Origin of the sequence: Pseudoflavonifractor phocaeensis, from assembly GCF_021531815.1 — a bacterium.
GTDB lineage: Bacteria > Bacillota > Clostridia > Oscillospirales > Oscillospiraceae > Lawsonibacter > Lawsonibacter phocaeensis_A.
Map to the genome: position 1 here is coordinate 65,291 of NZ_JADYUM010000003.1, position 22,572 is coordinate 87,862.

Genomic DNA, 22,572 nt, shown 5'->3' on the forward strand with positions numbered 1-22,572 from the left:
CCGCGGAAAAGCGCCGCACATCTATGGAAGATGTGCGGCGTTTTCGCTTTACAGTCATTGGTTCTTCTTGGATTTTTCGGGTATCCAGAGCGGACGTCTGGCCCCGAGGATATGGATGAAACGGATCTCCTGGAACTGGTAGGTGTCCAGTGGACGGAAATCCGCATCCAGACTGTGGGCAGCTACCAGAATGTTGTTCAGGGTGGGCGGTTCTCCCACCTCCACCACGATGGGGGTATGCCCAAACCGCTCCTGCTCAAATCGGAGCTGGACAAAGTCACCGGGCTGGATCATGCGTGGAGAACTCTCCATTCCGAAAGGCCCCTGTGTCTCTTCAGTCCGGGTCATGAAATTGAAGAAGTAGGGCACGCCGGTCCAGGCGGGAGATTTGTCATTGGGCCCCAGGTAATACCAGCCGTAGGTAGGGGTATAATTCATGATCCCGGTACCGGCATAGAGGCACTGGGAGGCGAAATTGGTGCAGTCGCCCCCGATCTCCTCATAGTCGTAATACTTTGGATTCCGGCCATAGGCCCATCGGTGGGCATAGCGCACCGCCGCTTCCCGGTCATATGGAATGATCTCTGACATGAGGCCCTCTCCCCTTTCCCACCAGTCTATGTCCGGGGCAAGGGAAAAGGTTCCGCCCCGGCCCATAGGACCGGGGCGGTTTTCAGTTCTTCACAGATTCTCGTGGGACAGTGGCCAAGGAGTGAAAACGGGCCGCCGCAAATTCCTTGCGGCGGCCCGTCGGGTCACATGGGAAAAGATAAGCTGAGATCAGGCCTTGCCGTCGCAGCCCAGGACGTTGATCAGCTTGTGCTTGACCAGCTCCTTGATGTTGGCGCGGGCGGGCTTCAGATACTCGCGGGGATCGAACTTGTCGGGGTGCTCATCGAAGAACTGGCGGATGGTGCCGGTCATGGTCAGGCGCAGATCAGAGTCGATGTTGATCTTACACACGGACATGGAAGCGGCCTTGCGCAGCTGGTCCTCGGGGATGCCGATGGCGTCGGGCATCTTGCCGCCGTGCTCGTTGATCATCTTCACATACTCCTGGGGCACGGAGGAAGATCCGTGGAGCACGATGGGGAAGCCAGGCAGGCGCTTGGAGACCTCCTCCAGCACGTCGAAACGCAGGGGCGGGGGAACCAGGATGCCCTTCTCGTTGCGGGTGCACTGGGCAGGCGTGAACTTATAGGCGCCGTGGCTGGTGCCGATGGCGATGGCCAGGGAGTCGCAGCCGGTCTTGGTCACAAACTCCTCGACCTCCTCGGGATGGGTGTAGGAGGAATCCTCGGCGGAAACCTTCACCTCGTCCTCCACGCCGGCCAGGGTGCCCAGCTCGGCCTCTACCACCACGCCGTGGTCATGGGCGTACTCAACGACCTTCTTGGTGATCTCGATGTTCTCAGCGAAGGGCTTGGAGGAGGCGTCGATCATGACGGAGGTAAAGCCGCCGTCGATGCAGGCCTTGCAGGTCTCGAAATCGGGGCCGTGGTCCAGATGCAGGGCGATGGGGATCTCGGGGCACTCGATGACAGCGGCCTCCACCAGCTTCACCAGATAGGTGTGGTTGGCGTAGGCGCGGGCGCCCTTGGAGACCTGGAGGATCAGGGGGGCCTTGACCTCGCGGGCGGCCTCGGTGATGCCCTGGACGATCTCCATGTTGTTCACATTGAAAGCGCCGATGGCGTAGCCGCCGTCGTAAGCCTTCTTAAACATTTCGGTAGTAGTGACCAATGGCATAGTTACCATCTCCTTTTCAAATTTGGCGTTTCTTATTGTATCATTAACGGTTGATAAATACAAGGGTTTGTGTTATCCTTTAAAGAGAATTTCCGAGTTAATTCCATTTTATTCTTATTTATTTCGTTTAAGGAGGAAGCAAACATGGAGAAATTGACTGGCGCCTGTATTATCGGCCAGTCCGGAGGCCCCACCGCTGTCATTAACGCCAGCGCTCAGGGCGTCATCCAGACCGCTTTGAAGGCTGACTGCATTACCCGGGTGCTGGGTGCCGCCCACGGCATCAAGGGTGTGCTGGAGGACAAGCTGTATGACATGTCCCAGGAGGACCCCGCCGAGCTGGATATTCTGAAGTATACCCCCTCCTCTGCTCTGGGCTCCTGCCGGTATAAGCTGGCTGACCCCGACAAGGACGACACCGATTACAAGCGCATTCTGGAGATCTTCCAGAAATACAACGTCCGCTATTTCTTCTACAACGGTGGCAACGACTCCATGGACACCTGCAACAAGATCTCCAAGTATATGCAGAAGGTAGGCTATGAATGCCGCATCATGGGCGTGCCCAAGACCATCGACAACGACCTGAACGGCACCGACCACTGCCCCGGCTTCGCCTCTGCCGCCAAGTATATCGCCACCTCCTGCGCCGAGGTCTGGCAGGACGCCCACGTCTATGACACCGGCATGGTCACCATCATTGAGATCATGGGCCGTCACGCTGGCTGGCTGGCCGGTTCTGCCGCTCTGGCCTCCCTCACTGGCTGCGGTCCCGACCTGGTCTACCTGCCTGAGACTGACTTCGACATGGACAAGTTCCTGGCCGACGTGAAGGCCATCTATGCCAAGACCGGCAAGTGCATGGTTGCTGTCTCCGAGGGCATTCACTACGCCGACGGCACCTTCGTCTCCGAGGCCAAGACCTCCGCCACCGACGGTTTCGGCCATGCCCAGTTGGGCGGTCTGGCCTCCCTGCTGGCCGAGACGGTGAAGCAGGCCACCGGCGCCAAGGTCCGCGGCATCGAACTGTCTCTGCTTCAGCGCTGCGCGTCCCACGCCGCCTCCAAGACCGACGTGAAAGAGGCCTGGCAGGCCGGCGCCGCCGCTGTGGAGGCCGCTGTTTCCGGCGTCACCGATAAGATGGTTGCCTTTAAGTGCACCCGCGAGGGCGGCTACCAGTGTGAGACCAGCCTGGAGCCCCTGGATATCGTGGCCAACTTCGAGAAGAAGGTCCCCCGCGAGTGGATCAATGAGGCCGGCAACGGCATTGAGCAGCCCTTCATTGATTATGTGTTACCCCTGATCCAGGGTGAGTCCGAGGCCCCCAAGGAGAACTCCCTCCCCCGCTTCGCCCGCCTGAAGAAGGTCCTCACCACCGAGATGTAATGATCTGGACGCCCCGCCGTGTTATCACGGCGGGGCGTTTTCTTTCACGCCATGCGTGCCCGAAAATACGAGCGCCCCATGCCAGACGGCATAGGGCGCTCGTTTTCAATACTCAATGCAGAGGGTTCTTTTCCTCCGGCACATCACCTGCACCGCAGGACAAAGGCCCCGTTTTCCCCAGATAGAACCCCGTGTCCTGGGGCAGCCCATGCTTTCGCAGTCCCCGCCGGACCAGCCGGTTGGCAATGTTGTACAGCATGGCAAAAACAGGTACCCCCAACACCATTCCCGCAAAGCCAAACAGGCCGCCGAACAGCAGAATGGAGAACAGCACCCAAAAGGAGGCCAGCCCGGTGGAACTGCCCAGGATCTTGGGGCCAAGGATATTGCCGTCAAACTGCTGGAGCACAATGATAAACACCACAAAATAGATACACTGGATGGGACTGACCAGCAGGATCAGGAAGGCGCAGGGCACCGCCCCGATAAAGGGGCCGAAAAAGGGGATGATGTTGGTCACGCCGATGATGGTGGCCAGGAGGGCGGGATAGGGAAACTTGAACAGGTTGCTGCAAACCAGCGTGATCCCGCCGATGATCATGGAATCCAACAGCTTCCCAGTGATGAAACCGCTGAGGATACGGTAGGCGTTCCGGACTTCCTCCACGATCAGGTCCCCGGTGCGGGTGGGGAAAATGCTGTACACGACCTTCTTGCTCTGGGCGGCAAAGGTATCCTTCCGGGCCAACAGGTAGATGGAGACGATGAGGGCAATGAGCAGGTCCTTCATCAGGTTCAGGAATGCGGCGATCATGGCCGAAACGTTTGAGACCACCCCGGTAAGATTGGGCAGGACGGAACCTCGCAGCCATTGGAAGGTGGAGGGAATAGATTCCAGATTGGGCAGGATATCGGTGTACAGCCACTGCTCCAGGGAGTTGGCCGCCGAGTCGTACAGAGACATGACCGAAGACTGGATCTCCGGGTTGTCATCCAGAAAGGCGACCAGCCAGGTTTGGACGCTCTCAATATAGTCCGGGAAGGCCTGGATCAGCCCCACAATGCTGAGGTAGACCTGGGGGACCACCATGGCCATCAGAAGATAGACCAGAAAAAAGGCAAAGAGCAGGCTGAAAACGATGGCCAGGACATTCAGAAAGGCGAGGTTCCGCTGGTCCTTCAGACTGCTGTCCGGCGTCGTGGCCTTCATAAAGCCCAGGATGCCCCGGTGGACAGGCAGAAGGAGAAAGGCGATGATCATGCCCATGAAGATGGGGCGCAGGATGCGGGCCAGCAGCGTCAGAAACCGCCGGACCCCCGCGGCGTGGAACAGAAGGAAAAAGAGCAGGATGGCAGCGGCGACCACGCAGAACGCCGTGACGCCGGCAGCGATATAACGTCTATATGGACTGCGCTTCAAGGCAATTCCACCTGTCCTTCCCGGTGTGTCAGACCTTCAGTTCCGCCTCTTTGTCCTGGAGGGCGCCGGCGTAGCGCTCCAGCACGGGAGCTACCTCCCCGTCCAGGAACTCCTCCACCTGCTGGGGACAGCGGCCAATGTAACGGCTGGGCTCCAGATGGGCGGTCAGCTCCTCCCGGGTCATGCCGAAGGCGGGATCTTCCGCGATCAGATCGATCAGGTTGTTTGACAAGCCCAGATCCTTTACATTCTTTCCGGCCTCCAGGGAGTGGACACGGATGCGCTCATGGAGCTCCTGGCGGTTGCCGCCCTTCTTCACCGCGTCCATCATGATGTTCTCGCTGGCCATGAAGGGCAGCTCCTCCAAGACATGCTTCTCGATGACCTTGGGGTGGACAATGAGGCCGGAGGCCACGTTCAGGTAGATATTCAGGATGGCGTCCACGGCCAGGAAGGCCTCGGGCACGGAGATGCGCTTGTTGGCGGAGTCGTCCAGGGTCCGCTCAAACCACTGGGTAGCGGTGGTGACGGCGGGGTTGCCCACGTCCACGATGACATACCGGGCCAGGGAGCAAATCCGCTCGCAGCGCATGGGGTTGCGCTTATAGGGCATGGCGGAGGAACCGATCTGGTTCTTCTCAAAGGGCTCCTCCACTTCCTTCAGGTGGCAGAGCAGGCGCATGTCGGTGGCGAACTTGCTGGCGGACTGGGCGATGCCGGCCAGGGTGGACACCACGTTGTAGTCCATCTTGCGGGAATAGGTCTGTCCGCTTACGGGGACAAAGGCCGTAAAGCCCATCTCCTTGGCGATCTTCTCCTCCAGCAGCTTCACCTTCTCGTGGTCCCCCTCGAACAGCTCCAGGAAGGAGGCCTGGGTGCCGGTGGTGCCCTTGGAACCCAGCAGCTTCAGGGTGGAGATGCGGTGCTCCACCTCCTCCAGGTCCATGAGCAGATCGTTCATCCACAGGGTGGCGCGCTTGCCCACGGTGACCAGCTGGGCGGCCTGGAAGTGGGTGAAGCCCAGGGTGGGCAGGGCCTTGTACTCGTTGGCGAACTTGGCCAACTTGGCGATGACCTGGACCAGCTTGCCCCGCACCAGCTCCAGCCCCTCCTTCATGAGGATCACATCGGTGTTGTCCCCCACGTAGCAGCTGGTGGCCCCCAGATGGATGATGGGCATGGCCTTGGGGCACAGCTCACCGTAGGTGTGGACGTGGGCCATCACGTCGTGGCGCAGCTTCTTCTCCCACTGGGCGGCTTTTTCGTAATCGATGTCGGTGATATGGGCCTCCATCTCGTCCACCTGCTCCTGGGTAACGGGCAGGCCCAGCTCCATCTCGGCCCGGGCCAGGGCGACCCACAGGCGGCGCCAGGTGGAGAACTTCTTATCGGCGGAGAAAATGTACAGCATCTCGTCACTGGCGTAGCGGGAGGACAAGGGGCTTTCGTAGGTGTTGGTAGCCATGTTATTTCGACCTCTTTTATCTAAAGTGTTTCTTCTATGGCGGCACGAGGGCGGGAAAATACTGTTCCGCCTCCCCCCTGCCCTTCCGGCATGGCGGGAATCACAGCGCCGTTGATCCAGTCGATATTATTATATCGTATTTCTTTCCGCATTGCCACACTTTCGGGAAACTTTCAGGAAAAATTCAGAATAAAAAAGGATGCCGCGGACACGGCATCCCTTTGCATGTTCATATTGCTCAGACGGTCTCGCCCCGGAGGAAGCGCTCCAGGCGGCTCAGACCCTCCTTGATATTATCGATGGAGGTGGCGTAGGACCAGCGGACAAAGTTGGGGGCGCCGAAGCTGGTGCCGGGGACCACAGCCACCTTGCCGTACTTCAGGAACAGGGTGCCGAAATCGTCGGCGTTCCGGATGACCTGGCCGTGCATCTCCTTACCGATGAGCTGTTCAATGTTCATCATGATATAGAAGGCGCCGTGGGGCTTGTTGCAGCTGACGCCGGGGATGTTGTTCATCCGCTCCACCATATAGTTACGGCGGCGCTCAAAGGCCAGGCGCATGCTCTCCACGCTGTCCTGGGAGGCGGTCAGCGCCTCCAGCGCGGCCTTCTGGGAGATGGCGCAGGGGGAACCGGTGCAGTGGCTGAGATAGTTGGCGATGACCTGGGCGATCTGGTGGTTGGCGGCAACGTAGCCGATCCGCCAGCCTGTCATGGCATAGGACTTGGAGACGCCGTTGATGAGCAGAGTGCGCTCCTTGACCTCCTCGCCCAGAGAGGCGAAGCTGACGAATTCGGCGTTGTCGTAAACCAGGCTGTAATAGATCTCGTCGGAGATGACATAGATGTCCTGCTCCAAACAGACCTTGGCCAGAGCCTCCAACTCCTCCCGGCTGTACATGGAGCCGGTGGGGTTACAGGGGTTGTTCAGGATCATGCACTTGGTCTTGGGGGTGATGGCGGCGGAGAGTTCCTCGGCGGTGATCTTGAACTCATCGGCCTCGGCGGCATGGACGATGATGGGAACGCCGCCCACCATCCGGATCAGCTCGGAGTAGCTGACCCAGTAAGGAGAGGGCAGAATGACCTCGTCCCCGGGGTTGACCAGGGCGCGGAGGGCCACATAGACACAGGGCTTGGCGCCGTTGGAGACAGAGATCTGCTTGAAGTCGTAATCCAGTCCGCAGTCGGCATTCAGCCGGGCACAGATGGCTTTGCGCAGCTCCACAGTACCGCTGGAGGGGGTATAGCGGGTGTCGTTGTTGTCGATGGCCGCGTGACCGGCGGCTTTGATGTGGTCAGGCGTGGCAAAATCGGGCTCACCGGCGCCGAAGCCGATCACGTCCTGCCCCTCTGCTTTCATCTGCTTGAACATGGAGTCGATCGCCATGGTGGCGGAGGGTTCCACCGCCAGAGCAATTCTTGACAACTCTTTCATAGGTCTCTTTCCTCCTATTTCCTACCCTGTAATTCTTTTCCGATTTTGCAAAAAATCATGCAAAACAAAAGTATCTGTCCTGCAAAATACAGGGATTCCTGCAAAAATTTGCCGCAGCGGCCTCCGACCTAATCTATGCGGTCCTGTTCGCACACGGCAGGACATATTATACCCGCGAACCTGCAAAAATGCAAGAAAAATCTGCGAATCCCCTTCTTTTTTGCGCATATGACATTTCCCACACTGCAAAAAGAGCCTCCTGCTGTGATTATCACCAGAAGGGCGGGCCCCCATTTCCACCCATCTGCCCTTTTGCACTTCGCCGGGCAAGACGGATGCATGCTTCCGTCATGCAAAAGAGGTCCGGCTCCATAAAAAACGGCCGCCCACAGGCGGCCGTTTAAAGGTTTGGGTTGGATCAGATCTTTGCGCGGATCAGCTCGCCCATTTTTACGGTACCCACTGCCGGTTCGCCGGGGGCGGCGATGTCAGCGGTACGCCAGCCCTCGTTGAGGACGGCGTCCACCGCGTTTTCAATGGCGGCGGCTTCCTGGGGCAGGTTGAAGGAGTAGCGGAACATCATGGCCACGGACAGGATGGTGGCAATGGGGTTGGCCTTGTCCTGGCCGGCAATGTCAGGTGCGGAGCCGTGGATGGGCTCGTAGAGGCCGGGGGCGGTGTCGCCGATGGAGGCGGAGGGCAGCAGGCCGATGGAGCCGGTGATCATGGACGCCTCGTCGGAGAGAATGTCGCCGAACATGTTCTCGGTGACTACCACGTCAAACTGGCCGGGGTCCCGCACCAGCTGCATGGCGGCGTTGTCCACCAGCACGTCCTCATAGGCCACGTCGGAATACTCCTCAGCCAAACGGTGCATCACCTTCCGCCACAGGCGGGAGGTCTCCAGCACGTTGGCCTTGTCCACACTGGCCACTTTCTTATTGCGCAGGCGGGCCAGCTCGAAGGCGCGGCGGCCGATGCGCTCGATCTCCAGCTCGGAGTAAGCCATCCGGTCAGCGGCTTCCTCTCCCCTGTCCTCGGTCTGGTAGTGCTCCCGCTTGCCGAAATAGATGCCGCCGGTCAGCTCCCGGACGATCATCAGGTCGATGCCCCGGTCCGCCGTCTCCTTTTTCAGGGGGCAGGCGCCGGCCAGAGCGGGCCGCAGGGCGGCGGGACGGAGGTTGGCGTACAGGGCAAGGTCCTTGCGGATGGACAGCAGGGCGGTCTCAGGCCGCTTATCCGCCTCGGTGGAGTGGCCCCACTTGGGGCCGCCCACGGCGCCCAGCAGCACCGCGTCACATGCCTTACACTTCTCGGCGGTTCCCTCGGGGTAGGACTTGCCCACCGCGTCGATGGCGCAGCCGCCCATCATCACGTCCACAAACTCGAAACTATGGCCAAACTTGGCGCCCACGGTCTCCATGACCTTGACCGCCTCGCCCACCACTTCGGGGCCGATGCCGTCGCCCCGGATCAGCGCGATCTTATAATTCACTTCGCCACACCTCTCGCTTTCAGGGAATTGAGCAGTCCGCCGCTCTGGATGATGCCGTCGATAAACGCGGGGAAAGGAGCGGCCTGGTAGGTCTTCCCGGTGGTCACATCGGTGATGACGCCGGAAGCAAAGTCCACTTCCACCTGATCCCCGGCCTGGATCTCCTCGGCGGCCTGGGGGCACTCCACGATGGGGAGGCCGATGTTGATGGAGTTGCGGTAGAAAATGCGGGCGAAGGAGGGAGCGATGACGCACTTCACGCCGCAGGATTTGATGGCCAGGGGAGCGTGCTCACGGGAGGAGCCGCAGCCGAAGTTGGGGCCCGCCACGATGATGTCCCCCGCCTCCACGGTGGAGGCGAAGTTGGCGTCGATGTCCTCCATACAGTGGGAGGCCAGGGCCGCGGGAGAGGGATCGTTCAGGTGCCGGGCGGGGATGATCACGTCGGTGTCCACATTGGCACCGTATTTGTAAACCTTCATGCTCGGTTCAGTCCTTTCTTGTTGTGGAAAAACTCCGTTTTTCTTTATTTGATCGATCGCCTTTACAAAGTCCGTATCAGGTCAAGTCAGACCTTTCGGGGATCGGCCACGCAGCCGGCGATGGCGGAGGCGGCGGCCACGTCGGGGCTGGCCAGAATGATCTCGGAGGTGACATGGCCCATGCGGCCCACGAAGTTCCGGTTAGTGGTGGAGACGGTGCGCTCCCCCTCCGCCATGACGCCCATGTGGCCGCCCAGGCAGGGACCGCAGGTGGGGGTGGAGACGGCGGCGCCGGCTTCAATGAAGGTCTGGATCAGGCCCTCCTCCATGGCCTGGAGGACGATAGCCTGGGTGGCGGGGATGACGACGCAGCGGACGTTGGGGGCCACCTGTTTGCCCTTCATCACCGCGGCGGCGGCCCGCAGGTCGCTGATCCGGCCGTTGGTGCAGGAGCCGATGACCACCTGGTCGATGGGCAGGCCGGCCACCTCGCTGACCACCTTGGTGTTCTCCGGCAGGTGGGGCATGGCCACGGTGGGCTCCAGCTGGTCCAGGTCGATGACGACCTCGCTGTCATACCGGGCGTCCTCGTCGGCGGAGAAGGCCTCGCAGGGGCGGTTGACCCGGCCGTTGATGTACTCCATGGTCTTCTCATCCACAGGGAAAATACCGTTCTTGGCCCCGGCCTCGATGGCCATGTTGCAGATGGTGAAGCGGTCGTCCATGGACAGGGCGGAGACGCCCTCTCCGGCGAACTCCAGGGACTTGTACAGCGCGCCGTCCACGCCGATGGTGCCGATGAGGTGCAGGATCACGTCCTTGCCGGACACGTGAGGCTGGAGCTTGCCCTTCAGGGTCACCTTGATGGCGGAGGGCACCTTGAACCACAGCAGGCCGGTGGCCATGCCCGCGGCCATGTCGGTGGAGCCCACGCCGGTGGAGAAAGCGCCCAGCGCGCCGTAGGTACAGGTGTGGGAGTCGGCACCCACAATGACCTCGCCGGGGGCGCACAGGCCCTTCTCCGGGGCCAGAGCGTGCTCCACGCCCATCTGGCCCACGTCGAAGAAGTTGGTGATGTGGTGCTTGTGGGCAAACTCCCGGGACTGCTTGCACAGCTGGGCGGACTTGATGTCCTTGCAGGGGGTGTAGTGGTCCAGAATAATGGAGATCTTATCCTTGTCAAAGACCTGGGTAAAGCCGGCCTTCTCAAACTCGGTGATGGCGACTGGGGTGGTGATGTCGTTGCCCTGCACCAGGTTCAGTCTGGCCTCGATCAGCTGGCCAGGCTCCACCCGGTCCAGTCCGGCGGCCTTCGCCAGGATCTTCTGTGTCATGGTCATTCCCATAAAAATGATTCCTCCTATGCTGATAAGCGGTTACCGTTAGTATGACAGAGTCCTTGCAAAAAGAATGTAAACTATGTTATAATCAGTCATATTTCTTGGAGGTGACATCCCTTGGAACTGCTTTCCCAAGACTCCATGGGCCTCCCCGCCCAGATCTGGCAGCCCTTCGCCGAGCACCGTGCCCCCATCGCCTGCTCCCCCGGCTTCCTCATCTATCTCCAGGGCACCGAGGCCACCTGCTTCTACTTTCTCAAGGAGGGCCGGGTCAAGAGCTTTATCCAGTCCGAGGACGGCAACGAACGGGTTCTGAACATCTACGGCGCGGGCAGCCTGTTCGGGGAAGCGTCCTTCTTTGACGAGCTGCCCCGGGTGTCCTCCGCCGTGGCCATGACCCCCTGCCAGCTGGTCCCCATCGACCGGGAGCTGGTGACCCAGGAGATCGCCCGGGACCCGGAGCTGGCCCTGGCCATGATGAAGTATCTGGCCCGGACCGTTCGCCTCCTATCCGGCCAGGTGGACCAGATGGCCTTCCGCCCCGCCAAGTGGCGGGTGGCCCAGTACCTCCTCTCCCACGCCGGAGCACAGGACCTGGTGTCCTGCACCCAGGATGACATCGCCGCCTCGGTATCGGTGAGCCGGGTGACAGTGAGCCGCATCCTCAACGCCCTCGCCCGGAAGGGCGTAGTGGAGCTGGGCTACCGCGGGCTGGTCCTGCGGGACCGCGCCGCACTGGAGGCGATCTGTCAGGAGGAGTAAAGCCAGTCCACCCCATAAAAAGCAGCCCCGGCATCCTTTTAGATGCCGGGGCTGCTGTCTTCACTATGACAAGTATAAAGGCTTTACGCCTTCTGTTTTTCCTCCATCAGGTCCCGCAGCTCCACCGCGCGGGCAATGGCGGCGTCGATGTTGGGCTGGAAGTTGTCCGCTCCCATATCGTCCAGCAGGCCGGACTTCTTGAAGACAGACATGGGCTGCTCGTTCACATGGGAGAACACCACCTGGATACCCTTGCGGCGGCACTCCTCCCACAGGCGGCGCATACCCTTCAGGGCGGTGATGTCCAAGGCGGGGACCGCACGCATCCGCAGAATGAGTACGCTCTTGTCGGTCTCCTGGTCCATGTGGGGGATCTTGTCGGCGGCGCCGAAGAACATGGGGCCGGTGATCTCAAAGACCATGACATGGGCGGGAACGGGCTTCAGCCGGCCCTTCTTGTCCTGGGTGTCCTCCACATAGTCCCACTCCTTGACGGAGGACACATCGGCCATCCGCTTCATGAACAGCAGGCAGGCCAGGGACAGGCCCACGGCGATGGCCACCACCAGGTCAAAGACCACGGTTAGGAAGAAGGTGATCAGCAACACGGCGATGTCGCTCTTGGGGGAGCGCTTGACCACCCGGACAAAGGTGCGCCAGCCGCTCATGTTGTAGGCCACCTGGAACAGGATGGCGGCGATGCAGGGCATGGGAATGAGGGCGGCGTAGGGCATCAGCAGCACCAGCACCAGCAGCAGGACCCCGGAGTGGACCATGCCGGCAATGGGAGACAGGCCGCCGTTTTTGATGTTGGCCGCCGTCCGTGCGATGGCGCCGGTGGCGGGGATGCCGCCGAACATGGCGGAGGCCGCGTTGCCCACGCCCTGGGCCACCAGCTCCATGTTGGAGTTGTGGCGGGCGCCGGTCATCTCGTCGGCCACCACCGCGGACAGAAGGGACTCAATAGCCGCCAGAATCGCGATAGTAAAGGCGTCCGGGAGTACCGCCGCCACCGTTTCATAGGAGAAGGAGGGCAGGTGGAAGGTGGGGGGCGCGCTGGAGATGGTGTACAGGTCGCCGATGGTGTTCACCGGCAGGTCCAGCAGGGCCACCGCTCCGGCGGTGATGATGACCGCCACCAGAGAGGCGGGGATCTTGGCGGAGACCCGGGGCCAGAAGATCAGGATGGCCAGGGCCAGGACGCCCACCCCCATGGCCGCCACGTTCAGCGTGCCAATGCAGGAGACCACCTGCTCCAGCTTTTCCATGGTCTCGATGGGTGACTTCTCAAATGTCAGGCCGAGGAAATCCTTGATCTGGCCGATGAAAATGGTGACGGCGATACCGGCGGTAAAGCCGGTGGTGATGGTGTAGGGAATGAACTTGATCATGCTGCCCATCTGCAGCAGGCCCATTGCTACCAGGATAACGCCAGCCAGAATGGTGGCCACCGCCAGGCCGTCCATCCCGTTTTTCGCCACGATGCCCGCCACGATGGTGGCGAAGGCCGCCGTTGGGCCGGCGATCTGGACCTTGCTGCCGCCCAGGGCGGAGATCAGGAAGCCGGCAACGATGGCGGTGTACAGGCCCTGTTCCGGCGACACGCCGGAGGCAAGGGCCAGGGCAATGGACAGTGGCAGGGCGATGATGGCTACAATGACGCCGGAGACCAGATCTTTCAGGAACTTTTCCTTGGAGTAGTCCTTCAGGGACAACAAAAGCTGGGGCTTCAAGTCGTTCATGGGGTGCTCTCTCCTTCTCTTGATTGGACACAACACATTATTACGCGGGAAACAGGGCCAGGTCAATCATACGTAAGTAACGAACCGCTTTTGTAACTAGAGTAACAGCGCTTTCCTTCAGCCGCCGTGACGTGAAGCTGCGCCGAAAGCGGATGACCGTATCAAATGATAAGGGATAGGTCCATATTTTGCAAGTTATTTTTCCAATTTTCTCCCGTCCGTTCAATCCCTTCCCAACCAGCCGGAGAAAGTCGTATGAGGGGCGATTTGGCAGAAAGCTGTTGCAAAGCATAGGGTCCTATGGTATTTTTAATATGGGAATTTTTGCGGTGGGATGCTGTCTTTTGAGCCGCCGCTCCAAATAGGAAAGAGATACTGGAGGGAAAGCACAGTTTTGTGCGTGTCCATATGGAAAACGAACTGCATCACCCGTTAGAAGCCCCGGCCAATCCCGGAGAGGCCCTGCATGCTGAGCCGGCTGTACCGGAGGATCAGAAAGCCGCCCCCTCCTCCGTTCACCGGCAAAGAGAAAGACTGATCCGGTGGGCGGGCCTGCTTCTCTTATTCGCGGGTCTTCTGTCCCTGTTCTGGCTGTGTCCCGTCATGGGAGACGACTGGTTCCGGGAGGAACTGGGGCGGAACCTCCACAGCCTATCCGACCTGATGGATAAAGTGATCGCCGGCTGGTGCACCTACAACGGGCGTATTCTCGGCAACATTCTGGCCTACTCCGCAGGGGGACGGAAAGTACTGCGGGAACTGATGCGCGCCCTCTTTACCCTGGGCACCGTATGTGTCGCCGGCCGGCTGGCCGGTTTTCGCTCCCTGTGGGGCACGCTGCTTGCGGCCGCTGCCCTCCTGGCCCTGCCCAAGGAAATGTTTTGCCAGATCTACCCCTGGGCCGCCGGCTTTTTCAACTATGTGCCCCCGGTGCTTTTTCTGTTCACCGCCCTGTGGCTTATCCGGGCCGTCTTCACGGAGGAACCACTCCCGGAGAACCCGATCCGGGGAGCGGCGGTGTTCCTGCTGGGATTCAGCGGACAGCTGTTCATTGAGAACAACACCCTGTACGCCGTCTGGGCGGGGTTGGTCCTGCTGGTCTGGTACGCCTTCCGCCGGAGGATGCTGTCCCCCACACTGGTATCCTTCTTTCTCGGCACTGTGCTGGGCGCCCTCCTGCTGTTCGCCTCTCCCTCCTACGGGCTGATCTGGAGCAGCGGCGGCGGATATGAGACGGGCCTCGGCGGCGGCCTGTCCGGTCTCTGGTCCACTGTTCAGGGCAACCAGGAGGAGGTCCTGCGCTATCTGATCGCCGGCTGTCCGGTGCTGTACCTGTCGCTGACGGCTCTCGGCCTGGTGTGGTTCGCCCGCTCGGCCCGCCGCTGGCCGGACTGGACGGCGGCAGCGGTGCTGCTTCTGGGCTGTGTATACTTTGCCGCGAACCGCGGCGCCTCTCTGGGCCCTTGGGCCACTCCACTGGCCGTGCTGCTGTGGGGACTGGCCCTGGGCGTGGGCTGCTGGCGCTGGCTGCCCAAAGGGGCCGGACGAAACAGCGCCCTGTTCTTCTGGGCCAGTTCCGTGGTAGCCGCTTTCCCGCTGCTCTTTGTACTGCCCATCGGCCCCCGGTGCCTGTACCTGTCTTATGTGTTTCTGCTGCTGACCGCCGGATGCCTCCTCTCCTCCCTTCCCCTGGAACGGCTGCCCAAAGCGGCGGTATGCGTGTCCGCCTCCCTGCTGGCTGCCGCCGTTCTGGGTTATTACCTATACTTGTTCCTCCCCATCCACAGTCTGGAACTGGAACGGGACGCCGCTCTGGAGCGTGCCATGGCCGCGGGCAAGACTGAGGTCACCCTGCCCGCCTATCCCCACGGAGATTACCTCTGGGATGGGGACTCCGTCAAGGTCGGTTTCCGCTACTACTACCACACCCCTGGCGACCTGACCGTCCAGTATGTGCCGGCGGACCAGTGGAACAGTGAGGGCTGAGCCGATTCATCATGGGTTACCAGCCGCCGCCCATATCCCCATACTTCACCGAAAAACAGCCACATCCGGACAAAACCCGGATATGGCTGTTTTTTCCCTTTGTTTCCTCGCTTAAAGGATGATACAGATGAGTCCGCCGGAACCCTCGTTGATGATACGCTGGAGTGTCTCCCGCAGCTTTGCCCTTGCGTCCTCCGGCATCCGTTTCAGCTTCACATTCAGGTCCTCATTGACCAGCTCGTGGAGGGATTTCCCGAAGATGTTGGCCTCCCAGATCTTGCTGGAGTCCCCCTCATACTCCTGCAGCAGGTAGTTGATCATGTCCTCGCTCTGCTTTTCGCCCCCCACAATGGGGGATACCTCCGTCTCAATATCCGCCCGGATCATGTGTATGGACGGGGCGCTGGCTTTCAGACGGACGCCGTACCGTCCCCCCTGCTTCATGATCTCCGGTTCCTCCAACACCAGGGAGTCGATGGAGGGTACCACGATGCCGTAACCTGTCTCCTCCACCTCCTTCAAGGCGTCAGCCACCTTGTCATAGGCCGCCTTAACCCCCGCCAGCTGGGTGAGCAGGGCCAGCAGATCTCCGTCATCGCTGACCTGGAAGCCCGACTGCTGGGACAGGGTCTCATAGAACAGGGCCCGGGGCAGCTCCAGGGAAGCCACCGACAGGCCGATGCCCAGATCGATTGAGGTGATCTGGGCCTGACTGACCACCTCACAGTCCCGGAAGGAGGCCACCGCCCGCTCCACGTCCCGGATGCGGCACAGCTGTCCGGTGCCCTCCCGGATGGCGGCGTACAGCATGGCCTTGATGGGGTGCTCCTGGGGCAGAGCGTCAATCCAGGGCGGCAGGTACAGGTCCAGCTCCTTCAGGGGGAACTCATAGAGAACGTCCTTCAGGATCTCGTGGATCTGCTCCTGGCCAAGCTCCAGACAGTTCACCGCCATGCAGGTCACGTCATACCGCTGGGCGATGTCCGCGCGGATGGCCTGGGCCCGGTCAGAGTCGGGATAGGCCGAGTTGAGCAGCACCACAAAGGGTTTGCCCAGCTCCTTCAGCTCGGAGATCCCCCGCTCCTCCGCCTCCAGATAGTCCTCCCGGGGAATGTCGGTAATGGTGCCGTCGGTGGTGATCACAATGCCGATGGTGGAGTGCTCCGAAATCACCTTCCGGGTTCCGATTTCCGCCGCCTCCGCCATAGGGATCTCGTGGTCGAACCAGGGAGTGGTGACCATCCGCTCTGTCTCCCCCTCCAGCTGACCCACCGCCCCGGGCACCATATAGCCCACGCAGTCGATGAGCCGGACCCGGAAGGAGGCCCCTCCGTCCACCGTCACGCTTACCGCGTCCTCGGGGACAAATTTGGGCTCGGCGGTCATGATGGTCCGGCCCGAACCGCTCTGGGGCAGCTCGTCCCGGGCCCGCTCCCGGCGGTACACGTTGTCGATACCCGGGATCACCAGCGTCTCCATGAAACGCTTGATAAAGGTGGATTTTCCGGTACGGACCGGCCCCACGACGCCGATGTAGATGTCGCCCTCCGTCCGAAGGGCAATATCCTCATAGATTTTGCGGTCTTCCACTGCGATTCCTCCTTCGGCCCTATTCGTCAGCCGGTAGTTTCCCTACACTCTATGAGGATAAGCCCTGGAATATAACCCGGGCTTCAGAGGCTGTTACAGAAAACGGCCGCCCATAGGGCGGCCATTCTGATTCGTCTTTTCACGCCCCGGCGGCACTCCTACCTCATGCGTGGGATCAGCAGCATCCGGCCCTCGGGGAGGGCGTCCTCGCTGAGTTCATTGGCCTGCAGGATCTGCTGGGTGGTGGTACCGTAGGCCTTGGCCAGCTCCCAGATACCCTCCCCGGGCGCGGCCAGACGCAGGACCACCGAGGGACAGGGGCCCTCCCCCCGGGTCCTGGGGCCGCCCAGCCGGGCTTCCCGCACCGACGGTACCTGGGTACGGCCCAGTGTGAGGCAGTGGAACTCCAGGGTGAACCGTACCTCGGCGCCCCCGGCCGCCGGGACGGCAAAGACCTCACCGGGGCAGCGGCAGACGCAGGTGCAGCGGTAATCCTCCGGGCAGTCCAGTCGGCAGGTCACGGGAACGGTCCTGTGGGCGCACTGGACCAGGCCGTTTTCATCCAGGTAGAGGACTGTGATCCAGGCCTCCGCGCTGAGCAGCAGAGTGTTGCCCTCCCGGCTCTGGGTCACCTGGCCCAGGGTCAGGCGGCTGTCAATGACGCTGCGTACCAGTTCCCCCGTCTCCAGCAGCTCCCGCACCGCCTGTGGCCGGACAGACTGCTCCCCCAACTTCCAAAGTGTCTGGAGCTCGCTGTCCGCCTCCATCTCATATGCGGTGCTGTACAGGTCCTGCAGCAGAGTCACTGGCCTCCGGCACCGTACCCCAGCCTGGGCCAGCAGCTCCAGGTCCACGTTCAGACTGCCTCCGTCAGCCAAATCTGTCTCCCAGGTCAGATCGGTGAGCTCCACATCCACCTGGCAGTCCCCCTCCTCATTCTCCCCGGACACCTCCATGACCTGGGAGAAGGTGAGGGACTCGTGGCTGGAGGTCAGGCCCCCATCCCCCTCCTGGAGGAGCATATGGAGGTCTACTGTGCCCTTGAAGATCATCTTGCTGCCCACCAGCTTGCTTTCCGTGCACATGGGCTGGGCCCACAGGGCCATGATCCGGGGCACCTCTCCCGGACTGGAGGGCAGGCGTACCTGCTCCTGGAATGTAAAGGGCTTCTCCTGAACAGCACTGATCAGACAGGTCTCCCCGTGGAATTGGCGCTGACAAAGCCCAGCCCCCTCCCGCTCCTGGACGCCCCGGCAAAGGGTACATTTGGAGGGCTGATAGGCGGCCACATCCACCGCCAGGTCCACCCGCAGCAGCACCTTGCGGGGATTCAGGGCCCGGGCCTCCGCCCTGCGCAGTCTGGGAGAGGCAAAGACGGTCCCATCCCCGGTGAAGCCCGGCGCCTCCGCCTGGCAGGTAAAGGGCAGCCCCACCTCCATCCGCCGCAGTCCGCTGCCCTCCTCGGGCTGGTACAGGATGGCCGCCTTCACCATACCGGAGACCATGGCCGCTCCGTCCCGGGCCTGCTTCCCCGTCAGCACCGCCTGACCGCATACATCCACAATGCGCAAAATGTCCGGGCAGGCATCCGGGACGATACTCTCCAGGGTCTCCTCCTGGCACAGGGTCACCTCCGCCGCCGTTTCATAGAAATTCATGGTCTCCCGATCAAATTCCAGTTCCATGGTCGCTGTCCTCTCCCTTGTCACAGTATCATGTCCATTCCGGCCATCCGGGGGCACTGGCTTTGTGACACTATATGGCTGGGGGAGAAAATGTATGCCTGTTTTTACTTCAGACCGAACACTCTGCGCAGCAGGCCCCGCAGGCATTTGGGGGAACGTACCACCACGATGCCCATGAAAACGCCTCCCCTCCCTCATAGATTGGCCGTTTCCGGCTGTGTCATCCTATGTCACGGGGGCCGTGTTTGACACAGGAGATTTCTCCGCCCTCCCTCCACTCCGGAGAAAAAACATCCCGAACGGACCGTAAGACGCGGTTCGTTCGGGATACTTTCATTTCATGGATGGGTCCTGCTGGTTTTTGCGCCGCTCCCAGTCGGGGACGGCCTTAGCCTGCTGGTACAGGCGGACGTAGCTCTGGTGCCGGGTGGGTTGGATCTTGCCCTGGGCCAGGGCCTCCAGCACGGCGCAGCCCTTCTCCTTCACATGGGCACAGTCCTGAAAGCGGCACTTGTCCAGGTAAGGCGCAAACTCCCGGAAGGCGTATTGCAGGTCCTCCGCCCGGGCCAGCTCCATCCGGTCCACATCGAAGGAGGAAAAGCCCGGGGTGTCGGCCACCAGAGTGCCGCAGGACAGCCGCAGCAGCTCCACGTGCCGGGTGGTGTGCCGGCCCCGGCCCAGCTTCTGGCTCACGTCGCCGGTAGCCAGGGCGAACTGGGGATCTAGCACATTCAGGATGCTGGATTTTCCTACGCCCGAGTTTCCTGTAAAGGCAGATACCTTTCCAGTAATTGCCTGCCGCAATTCCTCCATACCCTCCCCGGTTTCCGCGCTGACCATCAGGGTCCGGAAGCCCGCCGTCCGGTAGATGGCGGCCAGGGGCTCCCCATCGGCCAGGTCGCACTTGTTGACGCAGACCACCACGTCACATCCCCGGCTCTCGGCAATGGCGGCCACCCGGTCGATGAGGAAGGGATCAGTCACGGGGATGGCCTGGGAGGCGATGACCACCAGCTGGTCGATATTGGCCACGGCGGGGCGGAAAAATTCGTTCTTTCGGGGCAGGATCTCCTCCAGCGCGCCGCTGCCGTTTTCCAGGGGGGTAAAGCGCACCCGGTCCCCCACCAGCGGGGTGACCTTGTCCCGGCGCAGCTTGCCCCGGCCCCGGCAGGCGGTGACGGTTTGCCCGTCGTCCACGTAATAGAAGCCGCTGAGGGCCTTCATGATGATTCCTTCCGACGTCATGGCGTAAACTCCACAGAGATACTGTCGGCCTGGACGCCGTTATAATAGACCGTCAAAGTTTTGGTCTCCCCTGCCGGCGCGGTGACCGTCACGGGGACAGTCAGCTCCATGGCGGTATCCACATCCTGGGAGAAGATCACCGCGCCGTCCATCATCACCTGGACGTTGACCACGTCGCCCCTGTCAGGCAGGGAGATGTCCACGGTCTTGGTGACCTCCTTGGGCTGACTGGCGGGGTCCGGACCCTGGCTCACCTGGAGATTCACCTTGGTCCCCTCGGATACCATGGTCGTGACCGCGGGGTACTGGTCCACCACCACGCCGGCTTCCACCGTATCGCTGTATACCGGCGTAATTTCACCCACCTCCAGCTTCTGGAAGGTGATCTGTTTCTCCGCATTGGCCTGGGTCATGCCCACCACATTAAACATGGGGAATTCCTCCACCTTGGGACCCAGGCTGATGACCAGATGGACGGTGGTGCCAGGCGCCACCGGGGTGTCAGCCAGGGGCGTGAAGGAAATGACGTGGTCCTTGGCCACCTCGTCGCTGTTTTCATAGTCGGGGGTATCGTACTTCAGCTTATGCTCATCCAGCACGATAAAGGCCTTGCGGTACTCCAGATTATACAGGTCAGGCACCTGGACGATCTGCGGGCCGCCGCTGACGGTGACGGTGATCTGGGTCACCGGCTCCCCCACCTTGCTGCCCGCCGCCGGGTCCTGGTTCAGGATGGTGCCCGCCTCGGCGTCATTTTCCACCGTATTGCCCAGCACCACGGTGAACCGGCCCAAAAGCGCGGTATCCTGGAGGACCTGCTCATAGTTCTTGCCCGTCAGGGGTGGGACCTCATAGGTTTGGGGCGGAGCGAAAAGGCCGGAGAAGAAGGTTCGGAACAGGAAATAGAATACCCCCGCCAGAAACAGCAGCACCGCCGCCACGCAGGCTACAATGGTCCAGGGAGAGCCGCCCCGGCGCTCCTCCTCGTCCTCCTCATAGCGCTGGACGTGCCGGCCGCCGGAGCGCTCGCTCCTGGGCCGCTCATAGTCCTCCCCCGAGGCGTGAATGTGGGTGACCGGACGGATGCGGGTCTTGTCCTCGTCTGGTTCTTCCTCGGGCAAAAACTCGTGGAGGTCATAATCAAAGTTGATGTTGGGATTTTTACGGAACTCCTCCAGGTCGGCGAGCATCTCGTCGGCGCAGGAGTAACGGTCATCCGGGTTGGGGGCCATAGCCTTCATGGTGATCTTTTCCAGGGCCTCGGGGATGGAGGGATCGATCTCCCTGGGAGACAGGGGGATGGAGTTGATGTGCTGAATGGCCACGGACACGGGGGTGTCCCCCTCAAAGGGCAGGCGTCCGGTGATCATCTCATAGAGGACCACGCCGGCGGAGTACAGGTCGGACCGGGCGTCGATGTGGCTGCCCCGGGCCTGCTCCGGGGAGATATAGTGGACGGAGCCCAGAGCCTCCTGAGTCAGGGTACTGTGTCCCCCGGAGGCCACCCGGGCGATGCCAAAGTCGGCCACCTTCACGCTGCCGTCCCGGAGGACCATCACATTGTGGGGCTTGATGTCCCGGTGGATGATGCCCCGGCTGTGGGCGTGGCCCAAGGCCTTGACGATCTGGGTGATGAAGTGCAGGGCCTCCCGCCAGTTGAGCTTGTTCCCCTTTTTCTGCATGTACTGCTTCAGGGTGATGCCGTCGATGAGCTCCATGACGATATACTCCAGCTCAGAGGAGCGGCTCACGTCGTACACCGCCACGATGTTGGGGTGGGACAGCATGGCGACGGCCTGGGACTCGTCGTGGAAGCGACGGCGGAACTCGGCGTCCTGGGCCAGATCCTCCCGCAGGATCTTGATGGCCACCAGCCGGTTCAGCCGGTGGCAGCGGGCCTTGTAGACCCGGGCCATGCCGCCGGTGCCGATGAGCTCCAGTATCTCATATCGGTTATCGAGTAATTTACCGATGTACGGATCCATGGTAAATATCCTCCTTCTCTTTCAGGGTCGTGCCGGAGTCAGCGGCGGATCAGCACCGCCGTCACGTTGTCCGGAGCGCCCCGGTGCAGGGCGATGTCCAACAGACGCTGGCAGCAGCTCTCGATCTCTCCGCCGTGGATGACCTCATAGAGCATCTCCTGCTCCGTGACCACGTTGCTCAGTCCGTCGCTGCACAGCAGCAGGCAGTCTCCCGGGGCCATGGCCTGCCGGAAGCAGTCAGCCAGCAGCACCGGCTCCGCCCCCAACGCCCGGGTGATCAGGTTTTTGTGGGGGTGGATGCGGGCCTGCTCCCGGGTCAGCTCGCCCCGTTCCACCATATCCTCCACCAGTGAGTGGTCCCGGGTGACCAGGACGATCCCCTCCTGATTGATGTGGTAGGCCCGGCTGTCCCCCTCGTTGAGGATGACCGCCTCCCCCGGCCCGGCCAGGGCCGCCACCAGGGTGGTGCCCATACCGGCACATTCCGGGTCGTTGGCCGCCCGCTGAAAGACCTCCTGGTTGGCCAGGGCGGCCGAGGTCTGCATCCGTTCCTGGTCGTTAGGCTCGTCTTTTTGCTCCAGGAAGCGGCGCATGAACAGCTCCACCGCCATGGTGCTGGCCACGTTGCCCGCCCGGGCGCCTCCCATACCGTCGCAGACCAGGGCGATGATACGCCCGTCCTCCAGAAGCCGGGCGTCAAAAGCGTCCTGATTTTGTTGCCGGACCGCACCCCTGTGGGTGATTCCCCATGTCTCCATGGAACATCTTCCTCTTTTCTGCCGGGATCCCGGCGAAACTGGGG

General features: G+C 61.5%; 17 protein-coding genes. 3 read left to right on the forward strand and 14 right to left on the reverse strand.

Features of this window, described 5'->3' with window-relative positions; all coding sequences use genetic code 11:
• Positions 1–54 precede the first annotated feature (54 nt).
• A complete protein-coding gene (locus I6E42_RS02600; RefSeq protein WP_235370296.1) occupies positions 55–591 on the reverse strand; it encodes an amidase domain-containing protein in 537 nt (178 codons plus the stop codon).
• 189 nt (positions 592–780) lie between these two features.
• Positions 781–1,749, reverse strand: coding sequence for a class II fructose-1,6-bisphosphate aldolase (gene fba / locus I6E42_RS02605; RefSeq protein WP_235370297.1), 969 nt, complete (start codon positions 1,747–1,749; stop codon positions 781–783).
• Between the two features lie 144 nt (positions 1,750–1,893).
• Between fba and I6E42_RS02610 the strand changes: the two genes are divergently transcribed.
• A complete protein-coding gene (locus I6E42_RS02610) occupies positions 1,894–3,135 on the forward strand; it encodes a 6-phosphofructokinase (RefSeq protein WP_235370298.1) in 1,242 nt (413 codons plus the stop codon).
• A gap of 112 nt (positions 3,136–3,247) precedes the next feature.
• On the opposite strand, the gene I6E42_RS02615 is transcribed toward I6E42_RS02610, so the two are convergent.
• From I6E42_RS02615 to leuC, 6 genes are all read right to left on the reverse strand, one after another.
• A complete protein-coding gene (locus tag I6E42_RS02615) occupies positions 3,248–4,555 on the reverse strand; it encodes an AI-2E family transporter (RefSeq protein ID WP_235370301.1) in 1,308 nt (435 codons plus the stop codon).
• A 28-nt stretch (positions 4,556–4,583) separates the two neighbouring features.
• Positions 4,584–6,020: an adenylosuccinate lyase gene (gene purB, locus I6E42_RS02620; RefSeq protein WP_235370303.1), complete on the reverse strand. Its 1,437-nt coding sequence runs from the start codon at positions 6,018–6,020 to the stop codon at positions 4,584–4,586.
• Positions 6,021–6,258: 238 nt separating this feature from the next.
• Positions 6,259–7,458, reverse strand: coding sequence for a pyridoxal phosphate-dependent aminotransferase (locus tag I6E42_RS02625; protein WP_235370305.1), 1,200 nt, complete (start codon positions 7,456–7,458; stop codon positions 6,259–6,261).
• Positions 7,459–7,876: 418 nt separating this feature from the next.
• Complete coding sequence (leuB, locus tag I6E42_RS02630) at positions 7,877–8,953, reverse strand: 3-isopropylmalate dehydrogenase (protein ID WP_235370307.1); 1,077 nt, start codon at positions 8,951–8,953, stop codon at positions 7,877–7,879.
• Positions 8,950–9,435 carry a 3-isopropylmalate dehydratase small subunit gene (locus I6E42_RS02635; protein ID WP_235370308.1) on the reverse strand — a complete coding sequence of 162 codons (486 nt, stop codon included), beginning with the start codon at positions 9,433–9,435 and terminating at the stop codon, positions 8,950–8,952. The genes leuB and I6E42_RS02635 overlap by 4 nt, the downstream gene beginning before the upstream one ends.
• A gap of 86 nt (positions 9,436–9,521) precedes the next feature.
• Positions 9,522–10,781, reverse strand: coding sequence for a 3-isopropylmalate dehydratase large subunit (gene leuC, locus I6E42_RS02640; RefSeq protein WP_235370314.1), 1,260 nt, complete (start codon positions 10,779–10,781; stop codon positions 9,522–9,524).
• A 111-nt stretch (positions 10,782–10,892) separates the two neighbouring features.
• On the opposite strand from leuC, the gene I6E42_RS02645 reads away from it, so the two are divergent.
• Positions 10,893–11,537 carry a Crp/Fnr family transcriptional regulator gene (locus tag I6E42_RS02645; RefSeq protein ID WP_235370316.1) on the forward strand — a complete coding sequence of 215 codons (645 nt, stop codon included), beginning with the start codon at positions 10,893–10,895 and terminating at the stop codon, positions 11,535–11,537.
• Between the two features lie 83 nt (positions 11,538–11,620).
• On the opposite strand, the gene I6E42_RS02650 is transcribed toward I6E42_RS02645, so the two are convergent.
• Entirely contained in the window at positions 11,621–13,279 is a 1,659-nt protein-coding gene (locus I6E42_RS02650) for a SulP family inorganic anion transporter (RefSeq protein ID WP_235370317.1), read from the reverse strand.
• A 408-nt stretch (positions 13,280–13,687) separates the two neighbouring features.
• Here I6E42_RS02650 and I6E42_RS02655 point away from each other — a divergent pair, with 408 nt between their 5' ends.
• Entirely contained in the window at positions 13,688–15,265 is a 1,578-nt protein-coding gene (locus tag I6E42_RS02655) for a DUF6056 family protein (RefSeq protein ID WP_235370319.1), read from the forward strand.
• A 111-nt stretch (positions 15,266–15,376) separates the two neighbouring features.
• Here I6E42_RS02655 and spoIVA read toward each other — a convergent pair whose 3' ends face one another.
• From spoIVA to I6E42_RS02680, 5 genes are all read right to left on the reverse strand, one after another.
• Positions 15,377–16,855, reverse strand: coding sequence for a stage IV sporulation protein A (gene spoIVA / locus I6E42_RS02660; protein ID WP_235370324.1), 1,479 nt, complete (start codon positions 16,853–16,855; stop codon positions 15,377–15,379).
• Positions 16,856–17,013: 158 nt separating this feature from the next.
• Positions 17,014–18,540: a DUF3794 and LysM peptidoglycan-binding domain-containing protein gene (locus I6E42_RS02665; protein ID WP_235370326.1), complete on the reverse strand. Its 1,527-nt coding sequence runs from the start codon at positions 18,538–18,540 to the stop codon at positions 17,014–17,016.
• Between the two features lie 333 nt (positions 18,541–18,873).
• The gene (rsgA, locus tag I6E42_RS02670) at positions 18,874–19,785 is read right to left on the reverse strand and encodes a ribosome small subunit-dependent GTPase A (protein ID WP_235370331.1); all 912 of its coding nucleotides are present in this window, start codon (positions 19,783–19,785) and stop codon (positions 18,874–18,876) included.
• Positions 19,782–21,770, reverse strand: coding sequence for a Stk1 family PASTA domain-containing Ser/Thr kinase (gene pknB, locus I6E42_RS02675; protein WP_235370335.1), 1,989 nt, complete (start codon positions 21,768–21,770; stop codon positions 19,782–19,784). Before pknB ends, rsgA begins: the two co-directional genes overlap by 4 nt.
• Before the next feature lie 38 nt (positions 21,771–21,808).
• Positions 21,809–22,528 (reverse strand): Stp1/IreP family PP2C-type Ser/Thr phosphatase, encoded by a 720-nt coding sequence (locus tag I6E42_RS02680; RefSeq protein WP_235370340.1) that lies wholly within the window; start codon positions 22,526–22,528, stop codon positions 21,809–21,811.
• Positions 22,529–22,572: the final 44 nt, after the last annotated feature.